The sequence below is a fragment of the Pseudomonas sp. genome, assembly GCF_033723075.1.
Lineage (GTDB): Bacteria > Pseudomonadota > Gammaproteobacteria > Pseudomonadales > Pseudomonadaceae > Aquipseudomonas.
This window is the reverse complement of sequence record NZ_JAWVXU010000010.1, coordinates 55512-69916: the sequence shown is the minus strand read 5'-3', so window position 1 is coordinate 69916 and position 14405 is coordinate 55512. Positions and strand designations below refer to the sequence as shown.

The 14405-nt window shown below is 63.7% G+C and carries 12 protein-coding genes; 8 read left to right on the top strand and 4 right to left on the bottom strand.

Annotated elements, in window-relative coordinates:
• Positions 1-15: 15 nt before the first annotated feature.
• Positions 16-1053, bottom strand: coding sequence for a rod shape-determining protein MreB (gene mreB, locus R3355_RS13405; protein ID WP_079203152.1), 1038 nt, complete (start codon positions 1051-1053; stop codon positions 16-18).
• A gap of 303 nt (positions 1054-1356) precedes the next feature.
• On the opposite strand from mreB, the gene gatC reads away from it, so the two are divergent.
• The 5 genes from gatC to R3355_RS13380 all read left to right on the top strand — a co-directional run bounded on the left by gatC (position 1357) and on the right by R3355_RS13380 (position 6319).
• Entirely contained in the window at positions 1357-1644 is a 288-nt protein-coding gene (gene gatC / locus R3355_RS13400; RefSeq protein ID WP_172144020.1) for an Asp-tRNA(Asn)/Glu-tRNA(Gln) amidotransferase subunit GatC, read from the top strand.
• Positions 1641-3095: an Asp-tRNA(Asn)/Glu-tRNA(Gln) amidotransferase subunit GatA gene (gatA, locus tag R3355_RS13395; RefSeq protein WP_318961626.1), complete on the top strand. Its 1455-nt coding sequence runs from the start codon at positions 1641-1643 to the stop codon at positions 3093-3095. The genes gatC and gatA overlap by 4 nt, the downstream gene beginning before the upstream one ends.
• Positions 3096-3106: 11 nt before the next feature.
• Complete coding sequence (gene gatB, locus R3355_RS13390; protein ID WP_318961625.1) at positions 3107-4555, top strand: Asp-tRNA(Asn)/Glu-tRNA(Gln) amidotransferase subunit GatB; 1449 nt, start codon at positions 3107-3109, stop codon at positions 4553-4555.
• A gap of 167 nt (positions 4556-4722) precedes the next feature.
• A complete protein-coding gene (locus R3355_RS13385) occupies positions 4723-5106 on the top strand; it encodes a septal ring lytic transglycosylase RlpA family protein (protein WP_318961624.1) in 384 nt (127 codons plus the stop codon).
• A 118-nt stretch (positions 5107-5224) separates the two neighbouring features.
• A complete protein-coding gene (locus tag R3355_RS13380; RefSeq protein ID WP_318961623.1) occupies positions 5225-6319 on the top strand; it encodes a calcium/sodium antiporter in 1095 nt (364 codons plus the stop codon).
• 63 nt (positions 6320-6382) lie between these two features.
• On the opposite strand, the gene R3355_RS13375 is transcribed toward R3355_RS13380, so the two are convergent.
• From R3355_RS13375 to R3355_RS13365, 3 genes are all read right to left on the bottom strand, one after another.
• Positions 6383-7324 (bottom strand): AEC family transporter, encoded by a 942-nt coding sequence (locus tag R3355_RS13375; RefSeq protein ID WP_318961622.1) that lies wholly within the window; start codon positions 7322-7324, stop codon positions 6383-6385.
• Between the two features lie 406 nt (positions 7325-7730).
• A complete protein-coding gene (locus R3355_RS13370; protein WP_318949201.1) occupies positions 7731-8291 on the bottom strand; it encodes a response regulator transcription factor in 561 nt (186 codons plus the stop codon).
• Between the two features lie 13 nt (positions 8292-8304).
• Positions 8305-9558, bottom strand: a complete 1254-nt coding sequence (locus R3355_RS13365) for an ATP-binding protein (RefSeq protein WP_318949202.1) — start codon at positions 9556-9558, stop codon at positions 8305-8307.
• A gap of 300 nt (positions 9559-9858) precedes the next feature.
• On the opposite strand from R3355_RS13365, the gene R3355_RS13360 reads away from it, so the two are divergent.
• The 3 genes from R3355_RS13360 (at position 9859) to R3355_RS13350 (ending at position 14261) form a co-directional block, all read left to right on the top strand.
• Positions 9859-10572, top strand: coding sequence for an SIMPL domain-containing protein (locus R3355_RS13360; RefSeq protein WP_318961621.1), 714 nt, complete (start codon positions 9859-9861; stop codon positions 10570-10572).
• 368 nt (positions 10573-10940) lie between these two features.
• Positions 10941-12539, top strand: coding sequence for an ABC transporter substrate-binding protein (locus R3355_RS13355; RefSeq protein WP_318961620.1), 1599 nt, complete (start codon positions 10941-10943; stop codon positions 12537-12539).
• A 111-nt stretch (positions 12540-12650) separates the two neighbouring features.
• Positions 12651-14261, top strand: coding sequence for an ABC transporter substrate-binding protein (locus R3355_RS13350; RefSeq protein ID WP_318961619.1), 1611 nt, complete (start codon positions 12651-12653; stop codon positions 14259-14261).
• The last annotated feature ends 144 nt before the right edge of the window (positions 14262-14405 follow it).

Below are 14405 nucleotides of genomic sequence, written 5' to 3'. Positions count from 1 at the left end.
CTTGGCGCAGACGGCTCACTCCGTGGACAGCAGGTCCATGGTGTGGCGATCCATCATGTCCAGGGCCTTGCCGCCGCCGCGGGCGACGCAGGTCAACGGGTCTTCGGCGACGATCACCGGCAGACCGGTTTCCTGAGCCAGCAACTTGTCCAGGTCGCGCAACAAGGCGCCGCCACCGGTCAATACCAGACCGCGCTCGGCGATATCCGACGCCAGCTCCGGCGGCGACTGCTCCAGCGCACTCTTGACCGCCTGGACGATCGTGGCCAGGGATTCCTGCAGGGCTTCCAGAACTTCATTGGAGTTGAGGGTGAAAGCACGCGGAACGCCTTCGGCCAGGTTACGACCACGCACGTCGACTTCACGAACTTCGCCGCCCGGGTAGGCGGTGCCGATTTCCTGCTTGATCCGCTCGGCGGTGGATTCACCGATCAGCGAACCGTAGTTGCGCCGCACGTAGGTGATGATGGCTTCGTCGAAACGATCACCACCGACCCGTACGGATTCGGCGTAAACCACGCCATTCAGCGAAATCAGGGCGATTTCCGTGGTGCCGCCGCCGATATCGACGACCATCGAACCGCGGGCTTCTTCCACCGGCAGGCCGGCACCGATAGCAGCAGCCATAGGCTCTTCGATCAGGAACACTTCGCGGGCACCGGCACCCAGGGCCGATTCACGGATGGCGCGACGCTCCACCTGGGTGGACTTGCACGGCACGCAGATCAGCACGCGCGGCGAAGGCTGCAGGAAGCTGTTCTCGTGCACCTTGTTGATGAAGTACTGCAGCATCTTCTCGCACACGCTGAAGTCGGCGATCACGCCATCCTTCATCGGCCGGATAGCCGCGATATTGCCTGGGGTGCGACCGAGCATGCGCTTGGCTTCGGTACCGACCGCAACGACGCTCTTCTGGTTGCCGTGGGTACGGATGGCGACGACCGACGGTTCGTTGAGGACGATACCGCGCTCGCGCACATAGATCAGGGTATTGGCAGTGCCCAAGTCGATCGACAGATCGCTGGAAAACATGCCACGCAGTTTTTTGAACATGGGAGAGGGACCCTAGGCAACGCGTGGGTAAAAGCAACGCGCGGGTAACGCGCAGGTAATCAACCGCGCGGCGACGCGCAAATAATCAACCTCGCGACAACGCGCAGATAAAAAGTGCGGCAAACTCTAACAACGACAGGGATTTTGAGCAAGGCGGCAATATGTTAGATTGCCTGTTTTTCGGGGCCATACGGCCCATCATCGCGGCCTTTGACCACCCGCTCCCCGAATCCGTTCCCTGCACAGCTCAGACATGACGACCCGCGCACATTTCTATTGGCTGCCCTCTACTGGAGAACCTCAATGGCGCTTGAACGCTCCGAGGTGGAAAAAATCGCCCATCTGGCCCGATTGGGCCTGAATGAAAGCGAAATTCCACGTACCACCGAGACCCTCAACAATATTCTCGGACTGATCGATCAGATGCAGGCGGTCGACACCACGGGTATCGAGCCACTGGCCCACCCCCTGGAAGCGACCCAACGCCTGCGCGCCGACGTGGTGACCGAAGAAAACCACCGCGACGCCTACCAGGCGATCGCCCCGGCCGTCGAGAACGGCCTGTATCTGGTTCCCAAGGTGATTGAGTGATGCATCGACTGACCCTGGCTGAAATAGCCCGCGCCCTGGCCGCCAAACAATTTTCCGCCGAGGAACTGACCCGCGGCCTGTTGCAACGCATTGCGCAACTCGACCCGCAGCTCAACAGTTTCATCAGCGTGACCGAGGAACTGGCCCTGGAGCAGGCCAAGGCCGCCGACGCCCGCCGTGCCGCGGGTGAAAATGGCGCCCTGCTCGGTGCGCCGATCGGCCACAAAGACCTGTTCTGCACTAAAGATGTGCTGACCAGCTGCGGCTCGAAAATCCTCCAGGGCTTCAAGGCCCCCTATGACGCCACAGTCGTAGAGAAACTCGCTGCCGCCGGCAGCGTGACCCTGGGCAAGCTGAACATGGACGAATTCGCCATGGGCTCGGCCAACGAATCCAGCCACTATGGCCCGGTACACAACCCCTGGGATCTGACCCGCGTACCGGGCGGCTCCTCGGGCGGCTCGGCCGCGGCGATCGCCGCGCGCCTGTTGCCGGCCGCCACCGGCACCGACACCGGCGGTTCGATCCGCCAGCCGGCGGCGCTGACCAACCTCACCGGGATCAAGCCGACCTACGGCCGCGTCTCCCGCTGGGGCATGATCGCCTACGCCTCCAGCCTCGACCAGGGCGGCCCCCTGGCACGCACTGCCGAAGACTGCGCACTGATGCTGCAGGCCATGGCCGGCTTCGATGCCAAGGACTCCACCAGCGTCGACCAGCCGGTCGACGACTACCTGGCCACCCTGAACCAGCCGCTGCATGGGCTGCGCATCGGCCTGCCCAGGGAATACTTCGGTGCCGGCCTCGACGGCCGCATCGCCGACACGGTGCTGGCGGTGGTCGAGGAGCTGAAAAAGCTCGGCGCCACGGTCAAGGACATCAGCCTGCCGACCATGCAGCATGCTATTCCGGCCTATTACGTGATCGCCCCGGCCGAAGCCAGCTCCAACCTGTCGCGCTTCGACGGCGTGCGCTTCGGCTATCGCTGCGAAAACCCGGTCAACCTCGAAGACCTGTACAAGCGCTCGCGCGGCGAAGGCTTCGGTGCCGAGGTCAAACGGCGGATCATGATCGGCACCTACGCGCTGTCGGCCGGTTACTACGATGCCTACTACCTGAAAGCACAGAAGGTTCGCCGGCTGATCAAGAACGACTTCGTTGCCGCCTTCAACGAGGTCGACGTGATTCTCGGCCCGACCACGCCGAACCTGGCCTGGAAGCTCGGCGAGAAGAACAACGACCCGGTCGCCGCCTACCTGGAAGACATCTACACCATCACCGCCAACCTCGCCGGCATTCCCGGCCTGTCGATGCCAGCCGGCTTCGTCGACGGTTTGCCGGTGGGTGTGCAACTGCTCGCCCCTTACTTCCAGGAAGGCCGCTTGCTCAACGTCGCCCACCAGTACCAACAGGTCACTGACTGGCACACACAAGCTCCGGCTGGATTCTGAGGACGACCGACATGCAATGGGAAACCGTAATCGGGCTGGAAATTCACGCCCAGCTCAGCACCCAATCGAAGATTTTCTCCGCCAGCGCCATCGCCTTCGGCGCCGAGCCCAACACCCAGGCCAGCCTGGTTGACCTCGGCATGCCCGGCACCCTGCCGGTGCTCAATGCCGAAGCGGTGCGCATGGCCTGCAAATTCGGCCTGGCGATCGACGCCCATATCGCGCCGCAGAACGTCTTTGCCCGTAAGAACTACTTCTACCCGGACCTGCCCAAGGGCTACCAGACCAGCCAGATGGATCACCCCATCGTCGGCAAGGGCTTCCTCGACATCACCCTGGAAGACGGCACGCAAAAGCGCATCGGCATTACCCGCGCGCACCTGGAAGAAGACGCCGGCAAAAGCCTGCACGAAGACTTCCACGGCATGAGCGGCATCGACCTCAACCGCGCCGGCACCCCGCTGCTGGAGATCGTTTCCGAGCCGGATATCCGTTCGGCCAAGGAAGCGGTGGCCTACGTCAAGGCCATCCACGCCCTGGTGCGCTACCTCGGCATCTGCGACGGCAACATGGCCGAAGGCTCGCTGCGCTGCGACTGCAACGTCTCGGTGCGGCCGGTCGGCCAGGCCGAGTACGGCACCCGCGCCGAGATCAAGAACGTCAACTCCTTCCGCTTTATCGAGAAGGCGATCAACCATGAAGTGCAACGGCAGATCGAGCTGATCGAGGACGGCGGCAAGATCGTCCAGGAAACCCGCCTGTACGATCCGAACAAGGACGAAACCCGCTCCATGCGCAGCAAGGAGGAAGCCAACGACTACCGCTACTTCCCCTGCCCCGACCTGTTGCCGGTGGTGATCGAACAGCGCTTCCTCGATGAAATTCGCGCCAGCCTGCCGGAGTTGCCGGTCGAGAAGCGCGCGCGCTTCGAGCGCGAGTTCGCCCTGTCCACTTACGATGCCGACGTGCTGGCCGCCAACCGCGAGCTCGCCAACTACTTCGAGGCGGTCAATGCCGTCTGTGGCGACGCCAAACTGGCCGCCAACTGGGTGATGGGCGAGCTGTCCAGCCTGCTCAACAAGGACAATCTGGATATCGAGCAGTCGCCGGTCTCCGCCGAGCAACTGGGCGGCATGATCCTGCGCATCAAGGACAACACCATCAGCGGCAAGATCGCCAAGATGGTGTTCGAGGCCCTGGCCGCCGGTGAAGGTGCCTGCGCCGATGAAATCATCGAGGCCAAGGGCCTCAAGCAGGTCACCGACTCGGGCGCCATCGAAGCCATGCTCGACGAGGTGCTGGCGGCCAACGCCGAGCAGGTCGAGCAATACCGCGCCAGTGACGAAGCCAAGCGCGGCAAGATGTTCGGCTTCTTCGTCGGACAGGCGATGAAGGCATCGAAAGGCAAGGCCAACCCCGGCCAGGTGAACCAACTGCTGAAGAAGAAGCTCGAAGGTTAAGGTCTGAGACACAGATAGACGCCGGGCTTGCCCGGCGTCTTGCTCTCTGCAAGACCGTAGGGTGGATGACACTTCATCCATCCACCAATAACCATGGTGGAAGAAAAAAAGCGTCCCTACCCAACTCTCGCAGCCCGAGTGCACTACACAAACAGAGGACCTACAGGATGTATAAGCCGATCCGCAATGGCCTGATCCTCGCCACCCTGTTTGTCCTGCTCGCCGGCTGCGCCAGCCAGGACATCGACTCTCAGGGCTACCGTGCCGAAGGCCGGGCCTCGTATTACGGCGCCCGCCACCACGGCAAGAAAACCGCCAGTGGCGAGCGCTTCGACCAGCACGCCCTCACCGCCGCCCACCGCAGCCTGCCCTTCGGCAGCCGGGTGCTGGTGACCAACCTGCGCAACGACAAGAGTGTGGTGGTACGCATCAACGACCGCGGCCCCTTCGTCAGAGGCCGCATCATCGATGTGTCGCGCCAGGCCGCCGAGCGACTCGACATGCTCCGCGCCGGCGTGGTGCCGGTGCGTGTCCAGCAACTGACCGACTGAGCGTTTTTTCACAACCGCAGAGCCGGCCTTGGCAATCCCCGACAAATATAGGCGCTCCCCCTCTGGCGCAACGCCCGCGGACGATTAAACTAGCCGCACTTTTCTGGAGCCCCTTGCAATGACCCCGATGACCTTCGTCTACCTGATTGCTGGCCTGGTATTGCTGGTTGCCGGCGCCGAGGTGCTGGTGCGCGGCGCCGCCAAACTGGCGGCGCAATTCGGTATTCCTCCCCTGGTAATCGGCCTGACCGTGGTGGCCTTCGGCACCAGCGCGCCGGAAACCGCAGTCAGCGTACAGGCCGCAATGAACGGCAGCGGCGACCTGGCCATCGGCAACGTGATCGGCAGCAATATCGCCAACGTCCTGCTGATCCTCGGCATGACCGCCCTGGTCGCGCCTCTGATCGTCTCGCGCCAACTGATCCGCCTCGATGTGCCGATCATGATCGGCGCCAGCCTGGTGGTCTACGCCCTGGCCTGGGACGGCGGCCTGAGCAGACTCGATGGCGCCCTGCTGTTCGCCGGCGTGCTGGCCTACACCGGTTTTCTGATCATCAGCAGCCTGCGGGACAAGAGCAGCACCGAAGATGATGAATTCGCCAAGGAGTTCGGTCTGCACGAAGCGCCCAAGCCCTATGCCTGGCTGATCAACCTGGCGCTGATCGTCGCCGGCCTGATCCTGCTGGTGAGCGGCTCCAACTTCCTGGTCGAAGGCGCCGTCAGCCTGGCCCGCGCCCTCGGCTTGTCCGAACTGATCATCGGCCTGACCGTGGTGGCCATCGGCACTTCGCTGCCGGAGCTGGCGACCTCGATCCTTGCCGCGATCCGCGGCGAACGGGATATCGCCGTGGGCAATATCGTCGGCAGCAACATCTTCAACCTGCTCTGCGTACTCGGCGTGGCCTCGCTGGTATCGCCGCTACCAATCTCGGTATCGCCGAACGCCCTGGCCTTCGACTTCCCGGTGATGATCGCCGTGGCCGTGGCCTGCCTGCCGATCTTCTTTGCCGGCTACCGCATCAACCGCTGGGAAGGCCTGCTGTTCCTCGCCTACTACCTGGCCTACACCCTCTACCTGGTGCTGTTCGCCACCGGCCGCCCATTCGCCCAGACCTTCGGCGACGCCATGCTCGGTTATGTGCTGCCGCTGACGGCGGTGACCCTGGTGGTGATCGCTGCGCGTGCCTGGCATAAACAGCGCGAGAGCTTTTAGACCGCTGATCCGCGGCCGCCGTCGCAGCGATCCGGATCAACGCCTGCCCCTGCCCGGCAGCCCCTAGATCCAACCGGCCCACTGCAACAACAGCAGACCGATATTGATGGTCACCACCGCGGTCAGGGTGGTGATCACGATGATCGCCGCCGCCAGCCGATGATTGCCATTTACCGCCCGCGCCATGACGAAACTGGCGGCAGCCGTAGGGCTGGCGAAATAGAGGAAGAGGATCGCCAGGTCCGCGTCACGGAAGCCCCACAGCCAGGCGCCCAGGGTGGCCAGCAAGGGCAGCCAGACCATCTTCATCAGGCTGGAACTGATGGCGATGCCACTGCTCTCGCGCAAAGAGGCCAGGCTCAGGGTGCCACCGATGCAGATCAACGCCAGCGGCAGGGTCATCTGTGCGAAGTACTGGGTCGAAATCATCAGCCAGTCCGGCAGCGGCAGGCGCCAATAGGCGATCGGTATGGCCGCCAGCACGCCGATGATCAGCGGATTGCCGAGGATGCTCTTGCCGATGGCCCAGGGACCGGACTTGACGTGCGGACTGTAGATCGCCAGGACGATGGCCGACAGGGTGTTGTAGCAGAGGATCACCACCCCGCCCAACACCGCGCCGAGCGACAAGCCGTAATCGCCATACAGGCTGGTGGCCAGCGCCAGACCGACGATGCCGTTATTGCCGCGAAACGCGCCCTGGGTGTAGATCCCGCGATCCACCTGCGGACAGCGCCAGATGGCCCAACCCCAGGCGATCAGAAAACACGCCAGGGTTGCCAGCACGAAATAGCCGAGCAGCGCCGGCTGCAGGGCAGTGCTCAGGTCCGCCTTGACGATGCCGAGAAACAGCAGAGCCGGCATGGTGCCGCGAAACACCAGCGACGACGCGGTATTGATAAAGGCATCATCGATCCAGCCCAGGCGCTTGAGCCCCACGCCGAGAAACAGCATCGAGAAGACCGGCGCGGTGATGGCTAGGGTTTGCTGGACGACGGCGAACATGGCGGCCCCGGGCAGACGATTTACTTAGGGGGCTAATCATAACAACAGAAGAGATACGACAACCCAACAGTATTTACCTCGACGCGAATCCGGGCTCAGCGTGGGGCAGACCTGACCTCAGCGGTTGTGAAAATATCGAGCGCCGTTGCGAGGTCGCCGCCAGGCGTGCGCGGCAAGTCGGCCTGCCGTGCAGCGGTAACCGGTGGCGTGCGGGCGTAGGACGGCTCGGGCGGCGTTCCGTTCGGAGCACAGCGACAACCCTCCGGATGTTGTGCAGTGCCGAGTAACCAATGGTGCACTGCCTGCGGCGAGTGGCCCCCTACGAATTGCAGCTTGCGTGAGGTCTTTGGTCGACGCGCAGGGCGTTCGCAGACGACCGCAGTAGGCCGTGTTTCCCCACAGCCTTTCAGCGCCTGACCGGACGCTTCTGCAATTTGCGCTGCAGGGTGCGCCTATGCATGCCGAGGGCGCGGGCGGTGGCGGAGATGTTGCCTTCGTGCTCGGCCAGCACGCGCTGGATATGCTCCCACTGCAGGCGGTCCACCGACATCGGGTTTTCCGGCACCAGGGTGTCCAGGTCGGCGTGCTGGGTCAGCAGCGCGGCCAGCACATCGTCGGCATCGGCCGGCTTGCACAGGTAGTTGCAGGCGCCGCGTTTGATCGCCTCCACGGCGGTGGCGATGCTCGAATAGCCGGTGAGGATCACCACCCGCATCTCCGCATCCAGTTCCAGCAGCTTGGGCAGCAGCACCAGGCCGGAGTCGCCTTCCATCTTCAGATCGAGCACCGCGTAATCCGGCAGATCCTGCTCGGCCAGGGCCAGGCCTTCCTCGGCCGAGCCGGCGGTGGACACGCGCAGGCCGCGCCGGCTCATGGCCCGCGCCAGCACCCGGGTGAAGGTCGGGTCGTCATCGACCAGCAGCAGATGGGGCTGCTCTTCGCCTTCGAATAGGACTTCGTCACTCATACTCAATGCTTCCTCAGGCTCTGCCATAGGCGCGCGGCAACTTCAGCTCGGTGAGCGTGCCGCCTTCTTCGTGGTTATACAGCTTTACCGTGCCGCCGGCACGGGTGACGCTGGCCTGGCTGAGGAACAAACCCAGGCCGAAGCCCTTGCCCTTGGTGGTGAAGAACGGTCGACCGAGCTGTTCGGCGATGGCCAGCGGTACGCCGGCGCCGAAGTCGCGAATGCTCAGATTCAGCCATTGGTGATCCCAGTCGAGGCGAATGTCCAGCTTGTCCGGGCAGGCGTCGGCGGCATTGTTCAACAGGTTGAGCAGCGCCTGGGTCAGGTCCGCTGGCGGCATTATGCGCGGTGGTGTGCCCAGCCCCAGGCACTGATAACGGTAGCTGGCCTCGGGGCGCATCAGGTGCCAGCGATTGAGGGTGGTTTCCAGCCATTCGACACAGGACTGTTCGATCACCGCCTGGCGCCGATCCGCCTCGGCGGCGCGCACCAGGTGCTGCAGGGTCTCCTTGCACAGCTTGACCTGTTCCTGCAGCACCGCCAGGTCTTCTTGCAACAACGGATCCTGATGCTCGCGGCGCAGCTCCTTGATCAACACGCTCATGGTCGCCAACGGTGTACCCAGCTCATGGGCGGCACCTGCGGCCTGGGTGGCGACCGCCAGCAACTGCTGGTCGCGCAGACCTTCCTCGCGGCGCTCGGCGCGCAACTCGTCCTGATCGCGTAGCTCCTCGGCCATCTTGGCGACGAAGAAGGTGATCAGCCCCGCGGCCAGGGCGAAACTCAGCCACATGCCGTAGATCAACAGGCTCTCGCGCGGCCCTGGCGGCAAGTCCAGCGGGTGCGACCACACCAGCAGCAGCGTGTAGCCGGCCAGCGCCAGCCCCGACAAGGTAATGGTGAACAACCAGGGCAGGGTCGCCGCAGCGACGGTCAGCGGCACCAGATAATAGGAAACGAAGGGGTTGGTCGAACCACCCGAGTAATACAGCAACACGCTGTGGATGATCAGGTCGCAGCCGAGCTGGACCGCGTACTCCACCTCGGTGACCGGCCAGGGCCCGCGCAGGCGCAAGGCGGTCAGCAGGCACAGCAGCAGCGAGATGCCGAGAGTGATGCTCAGTTCCTGCCAGGGCAAGGGCAGCAACCCGGAATTGTAGGCCAGCCCCACCGAGCCGGCCTGGGCGGCCAACACCAGGATACGGATCAGGGTCAGGCGCCAGAGGTTTTGCCGGCTGGCCGACAGCAACTGCACGGGTGCTAGCATGGGCTCTCCAAAAAGGGCTCGGGGGCCGAGCCCGGCGAGTATAACCAAGGCTCCGCCCGGCCCGCTGCGACAACTGGCCGCAGTGCACGGCTGGCGAACGTAGGGGCCGCCGCGCGCACCGAATAACACACGCCACAGCGCCGGATGGCAACCGATCACGACCCGACCCACCCTGCGCCGGTTGCACGAAACCCGCGGACACGGCAATGAACCGGATTTAACCCGAATAGTCGAAGCGCTACGTCTACCCTTGGCAACACGCCTAACTCTCTGTATCCCCATCGCTCACAAGGAATCGTCATGCAGCCATTGTCCCGTCTTGCCAGTGCCCTGGTCTTCAGCGCCGCCGGTCTGTTCAGCCTCGCGGTACATGCCGAAGAGGCCCGCTACAACCAGATCTCCCTGCGCGCCGAGGTCAATCAGGAAATCGCCCACGACCTGATGCACGTCACCCTCTACAGCGAGGCGCAAGACAGTGACCCGGCCGCCCTCGCCGCGCAGATCAGCAAGACCCTCAACGCCAGCCTTGCCCAGGCGCGCAAGGTCAAGGGCGTCAGCGTGGCCATGGGCAGCCGCCACAGCTACCCGGTCTACGATGACAAAGGCCAGCAGATTACCGCCTGGCGCGAGCGCGCCGAACTGCGCCTGCAAAGCGCCGACTTCAGCACTCTGTCCAGGCTTACCGGCGAGATGCTGCAGACCATGAAGATGGGCGGGATGAACTTCAGCATTGCCGACGCCACGCGCAAGAGCCACGAGGACACCCTGCTCAAGGAGGCCGTGGCGGCGTTCAAGGCCCGCGCACAACTGGCTACCGACGCCCTGGGTGGCAGCGGCTACAAACTGGTCAACCTGAGCCTGAACAGCGGCGGCTTTCAGCCCCCTATGCCGATGCGCATGAGTGCGATGAAAGGTGCGGAGAGGATGGATGCCGCGGTGACGCCGGACATCGAAGCCGGCACCAGCCAGGTGACGATCAATGCCGATGGCGTGATCGAAGTGCAGATGCCCTGAGCTGTGCCCTAAAAACAGGCAGCGCCGTTGTCGCCAGATAGCAGGCCGTTGAAAAATGTAGGCGAGGCAGGCAAGACAAGGCAAAAACGGCCGAGGAAGCGGAGTTTACTGGCTGTAAATGAGCATTCCGAGGCCGTTTTTAACGCCGTATTGCCAACGCAGGTAGTTTTTCAACGGCCTGATAGCGGCGTATTGCCAGCTTTATCCACGAAAATTGCTTGAATGCGACAGTCACGTACAACTCGCCCGCAGTTGCTACGCTGAAGGCCTCATGCCCCTTGCCGGCGGCACATGCCGTGCATAGTGTCACCCGAGGTCTCCACAAGAGGCCCCTCACGCGAACAACCACAATAATCAATGAGGTCACTATGCGTAAAAACGCCTTCATCCAGGCTTTTGTCGTTGCTGGGCTGATCGCCAGCACCCCGCTGGCCCAGGCCGCGAGCAACCTGGTGTTCTGTTCCGAAGGCAGCCCGGCCGGGTTCGACCCGGGGCTGTACACCACCGGTACCGACTTCGATGCCTCCGCGGAAACCATGTTCAATCGCCTGACCCAGTTCGAACGCGGCGGCACCGCGGTCATCCCCGGACTCGCGGAAAAATGGGACATCGCCGCAGACGGCCTGAGCTACACCTTCCACCTGCGCCCCGGAGTCAAGTTCCATTCGACCTCCTACTTCACGCCGAGCCGCACCTTCAACGCCGACGACGTGCTGTTTACCTTCGGCCGCATGCTCGACAAGGAGCATCCGTTCCGCAAGGCCTACCCCAGCGAATTTCCCTACTTCACCGACATGGGCATGGACGCCAATATCGCCAAGCTGGAGAAGCTTGACGAGTTGACCGTCAAGTTCACCCTCAACCAGGTGGACGCCGCTTTTATCCAGAACCTGGCGATGAGCTTCGCCTCGATCCACTCGGCCGAATACGCCGGGCAGTTGCTCGCGGCCGGCAAGCCCGCCGAGATCAACCAGAAGCCGATCGGTACCGGCCCCTTCGTCTTCAGCCGCTACCAGAAAGACTCGCAGATCCGCTTCAAGGGCAACCCGGATTACTGGAAGCCGGACGAGGTCAAGATCGACAACCTGATCTTCGCCATCAACACCGACCCCTCGGTGCGCATGCAGAAGCTCAGGGCCGGTGAATGCCACGTCACCCTCAACCCGCGCCCGGCCGACCTCGAGGCACTGGCCAAGGACCCGAATATCCAGATGCCGTCGCAGCCCGGCTTCAACGATGGCTATATCGCCTACAACGTCAGGCACAAACCGTTCGACCAGCTCGCCGTGCGCCAGGCCCTGGACATGGCGGTGAACAAGCAGGCGATCATCGACGCGGTCTACCAGAGCGCCGGCCAACTGGCGGTCAACGGCATGCCACCGACCCAATGGTCGTATAACGACAGCATCAAGGACGTCGCCTACGACCCGGAGAAAGCCAGGCAGCTGCTCAAGGCTGCCGGCGTCGCCGAAGGCACCGAGATCACCCTGTGGGCCATGCCGGTGCAGCGCCCGTACAACCCCAACGCCAAGCTGATGGCCGAGATGCTGCAATCCGACTGGGGCAAGATCGGCCTCAAGGTGAAGATCGTCAGCTACGAATGGGGCGAGTACCTCAAGCGCACCAAGGCCGGCGAACACGATGCCATGCTGATCGGCTGGAGCGGCGACAACGGCGACCCGGACAACTGGCTGGGCACCCTGTACGGTTGCGATGCGGTGGACGGCAACAACTTCTCCAAGTGGTGCGATGCCGAGTACGACAAGCTGATCAAGGCGGCCAAGCGCACCACCGACGTGGCCGAGCGCACCGAGCTGTACAAACAGGCCCAGGTGGTTCTCAAGCGCGAAGTGCCGATCACCCCGATCGCCCACTCCACGGTGTATCAACCGATGCGCAAGAGCGTAAAGGACTTCAGGATCAGTCCCTTCGCGCTCAACGCCTTCTACGGGGTAAGCGTCGAGTAACCCGCCCCGAGTGAACACCCGGGCCGGTTATCCGCCGGCCCGGGTTTCGTGCCAGTCGTAGCCTATCCGGTCACGCCTGATTTGCACCGCCGTTGTTTGGGAACAGCAAAGATGTCCAATGCCCTGCGTCCGTTTTTCCGTCTGCTGCTCTGCGGCGCCCTTGCCGCGGCCGGCCAGGCTTATGCCGCCGGCGCCAGCCTGGTGGTGTGCACCGAGGCCAGCCCGGAAGGCTTCGACATCGTCCAGTACACCGCGGCGACCACCGCCGATGCCAGCGCGGAAACCGTCTTCGAGCGCCTGATCGGCTTCGCCCCCGGCAGCACCGAGCTGATCCCCGCGCTGGCCGAGCGCTGGCAGGTCAGCGCCGATGGTCTGAGCTACACCCTGCATCTGCGCCAGGGGGTCAAATTCCACCGCACCGCCTGGTTCACCCCGAGCCGCGAGTTGAATGCCGACGACGTGCTCTGGAGCTTTCAGCGCCAACTCGACCCGCAGCACCCCTGGCACAAGCTGTCCGTGCGCGGCTTTCCCTATGCCGAAGCCATGGCCATGGCGCAACTGATCGAGCGCATCGACAAGCTCGACGAGCACCGTGTGCGCTTCGTCCTCAGGCACCCCGAGGCGCCCTTCCTGGCCAATCTGGCGATGGGCTTCGCCTCGATCTATTCCGCCGAATACGCCGGGCAACTGCTCGCCCAGGGCAAGAGCGAACAGCTCAACCGCCTGCCCGTCGGCAGCGGGCCCTTCGTCTTCGAACGCTATGCCAAGGACGCCCAGGTGCGCTTTCTCGGCAATCCGGACCACTGGGCCGGCGCACCGGCGCTCGAGCGGCTGATCCTGGCCATTACCCCCGAGCCCAATGTGCGCCAGCAGCGGCTCAAGGCCGACGATTGTCAGATCGCCCTGTACCCGCGCCCGGTGGATATTCCCGCGCTCAAGGCCGACCCGGCGTTGCGGGTGCTGGAACTGGATTCGCTACTGGTCGCCTATATCGGCATCAACACCCGCCACCCGCCGCTGGACGATGTACGTGTGCGCCAGGCGCTCAACCTGGCCTTCGATAAAGGCGCCTACATTCGCGCGCAATATGGCCAAGGTGGCGCCAACCCGGCCGTGGCGCCCTATCCACCGACACTCTGGGGCCACGATCCCGAGCTGTCCGGCTGGCCCCATGATGTCGCGCGCGCCCGGCAGCTGCTGGCCGAGGCCGGGCATGCCGACGGCTTCAAGCTGTCGATCTGGACCCGCCCCGGCGGCGGCCCGACCAATCCCAACCCGGGCATAGGCGCGCAGATGCTCCAGGCCGACCTGGCCGCCATCGGCATCCAGGCCGAGATCCGCGTATTCGAGTGGGGCGAACTGATCAAGCGGGCGAAGAACGGCGAGCACGACCTGGTGTTCATGGGCTGGGCCGGCGACAACGGCGACCCGGACAATTTCCTCAGTCCCAATCTGTCCTGCGCCGCCGCCCAATCCGGCGAGAACCAGGCCGGCTGGTGTCATGCCGAGTTCGACGCCCTGATCACCCAGGCCCGCCAGGTGCCAGACCAGGCGCAACGGGCCGCGCTGTATCGTCAGGCCCTGGCGATATTCCATGAGCAGGCACCCTGGATCCCCCTGGCCCACCCCAAACAATTCAGCGCCCTGCGCCGGGACGTGCAGGGTTTCGTGCTGAGTCCCATGGGCTCGAACAATTTCTCCAGAGTGAAATTCGATCCGTAGGAGCGGGGGGACGCCTAGTTCCATGCCCGCGATAGCTTTTCGCGGGCATGGCCCGCTCCTACAAAAAACGCCGGACCACGCATAACCCTCTACAACAACAGCGCCGGGCCACGCAGCCTGGTGCACCGAGCCAACCGTTGGAGT

What these genes read in the sequence shown, in the direction of transcription:
- mreB (WP_079203152.1), bottom strand. Translation starts at nt 1,053, where the DNA reads ATGTTCAAAAAACTGCGTGGCATGTTTTCCAGCGATCTGTCGATCGAC.
- gatC (WP_172144020.1), top strand. Translation starts at nt 1,357, where the DNA reads ATGGCGCTTGAACGCTCCGAGGTGGAAAAAATCGCCCATCTGGCCCGA.
- gatB (WP_318961625.1), top strand. Translation starts at nt 3,107, where the DNA reads ATGCAATGGGAAACCGTAATCGGGCTGGAAATTCACGCCCAGCTCAGC.
- R3355_RS13385 (WP_318961624.1), top strand. Translation starts at nt 4,723, where the DNA reads ATGTATAAGCCGATCCGCAATGGCCTGATCCTCGCCACCCTGTTTGTC.
- R3355_RS13380 (WP_318961623.1), top strand. Translation starts at nt 5,225, where the DNA reads ATGACCCCGATGACCTTCGTCTACCTGATTGCTGGCCTGGTATTGCTG.
- R3355_RS13375 (WP_318961622.1), bottom strand. Translation starts at nt 7,324, where the DNA reads ATGTTCGCCGTCGTCCAGCAAACCCTAGCCATCACCGCGCCGGTCTTC.
- R3355_RS13370 (WP_318949201.1), bottom strand. Translation starts at nt 8,291, where the DNA reads ATGAGTGACGAAGTCCTATTCGAAGGCGAAGAGCAGCCCCATCTGCTG.
- R3355_RS13365 (WP_318949202.1), bottom strand. Translation starts at nt 9,558, where the DNA reads ATGCTAGCACCCGTGCAGTTGCTGTCGGCCAGCCGGCAAAACCTCTGG.
- R3355_RS13360 (WP_318961621.1), top strand. Translation starts at nt 9,859, where the DNA reads ATGCAGCCATTGTCCCGTCTTGCCAGTGCCCTGGTCTTCAGCGCCGCC.
- R3355_RS13355 (WP_318961620.1), top strand. Translation starts at nt 10,941, where the DNA reads ATGCGTAAAAACGCCTTCATCCAGGCTTTTGTCGTTGCTGGGCTGATC.
- R3355_RS13350 (WP_318961619.1), top strand. Translation starts at nt 12,651, where the DNA reads ATGTCCAATGCCCTGCGTCCGTTTTTCCGTCTGCTGCTCTGCGGCGCC.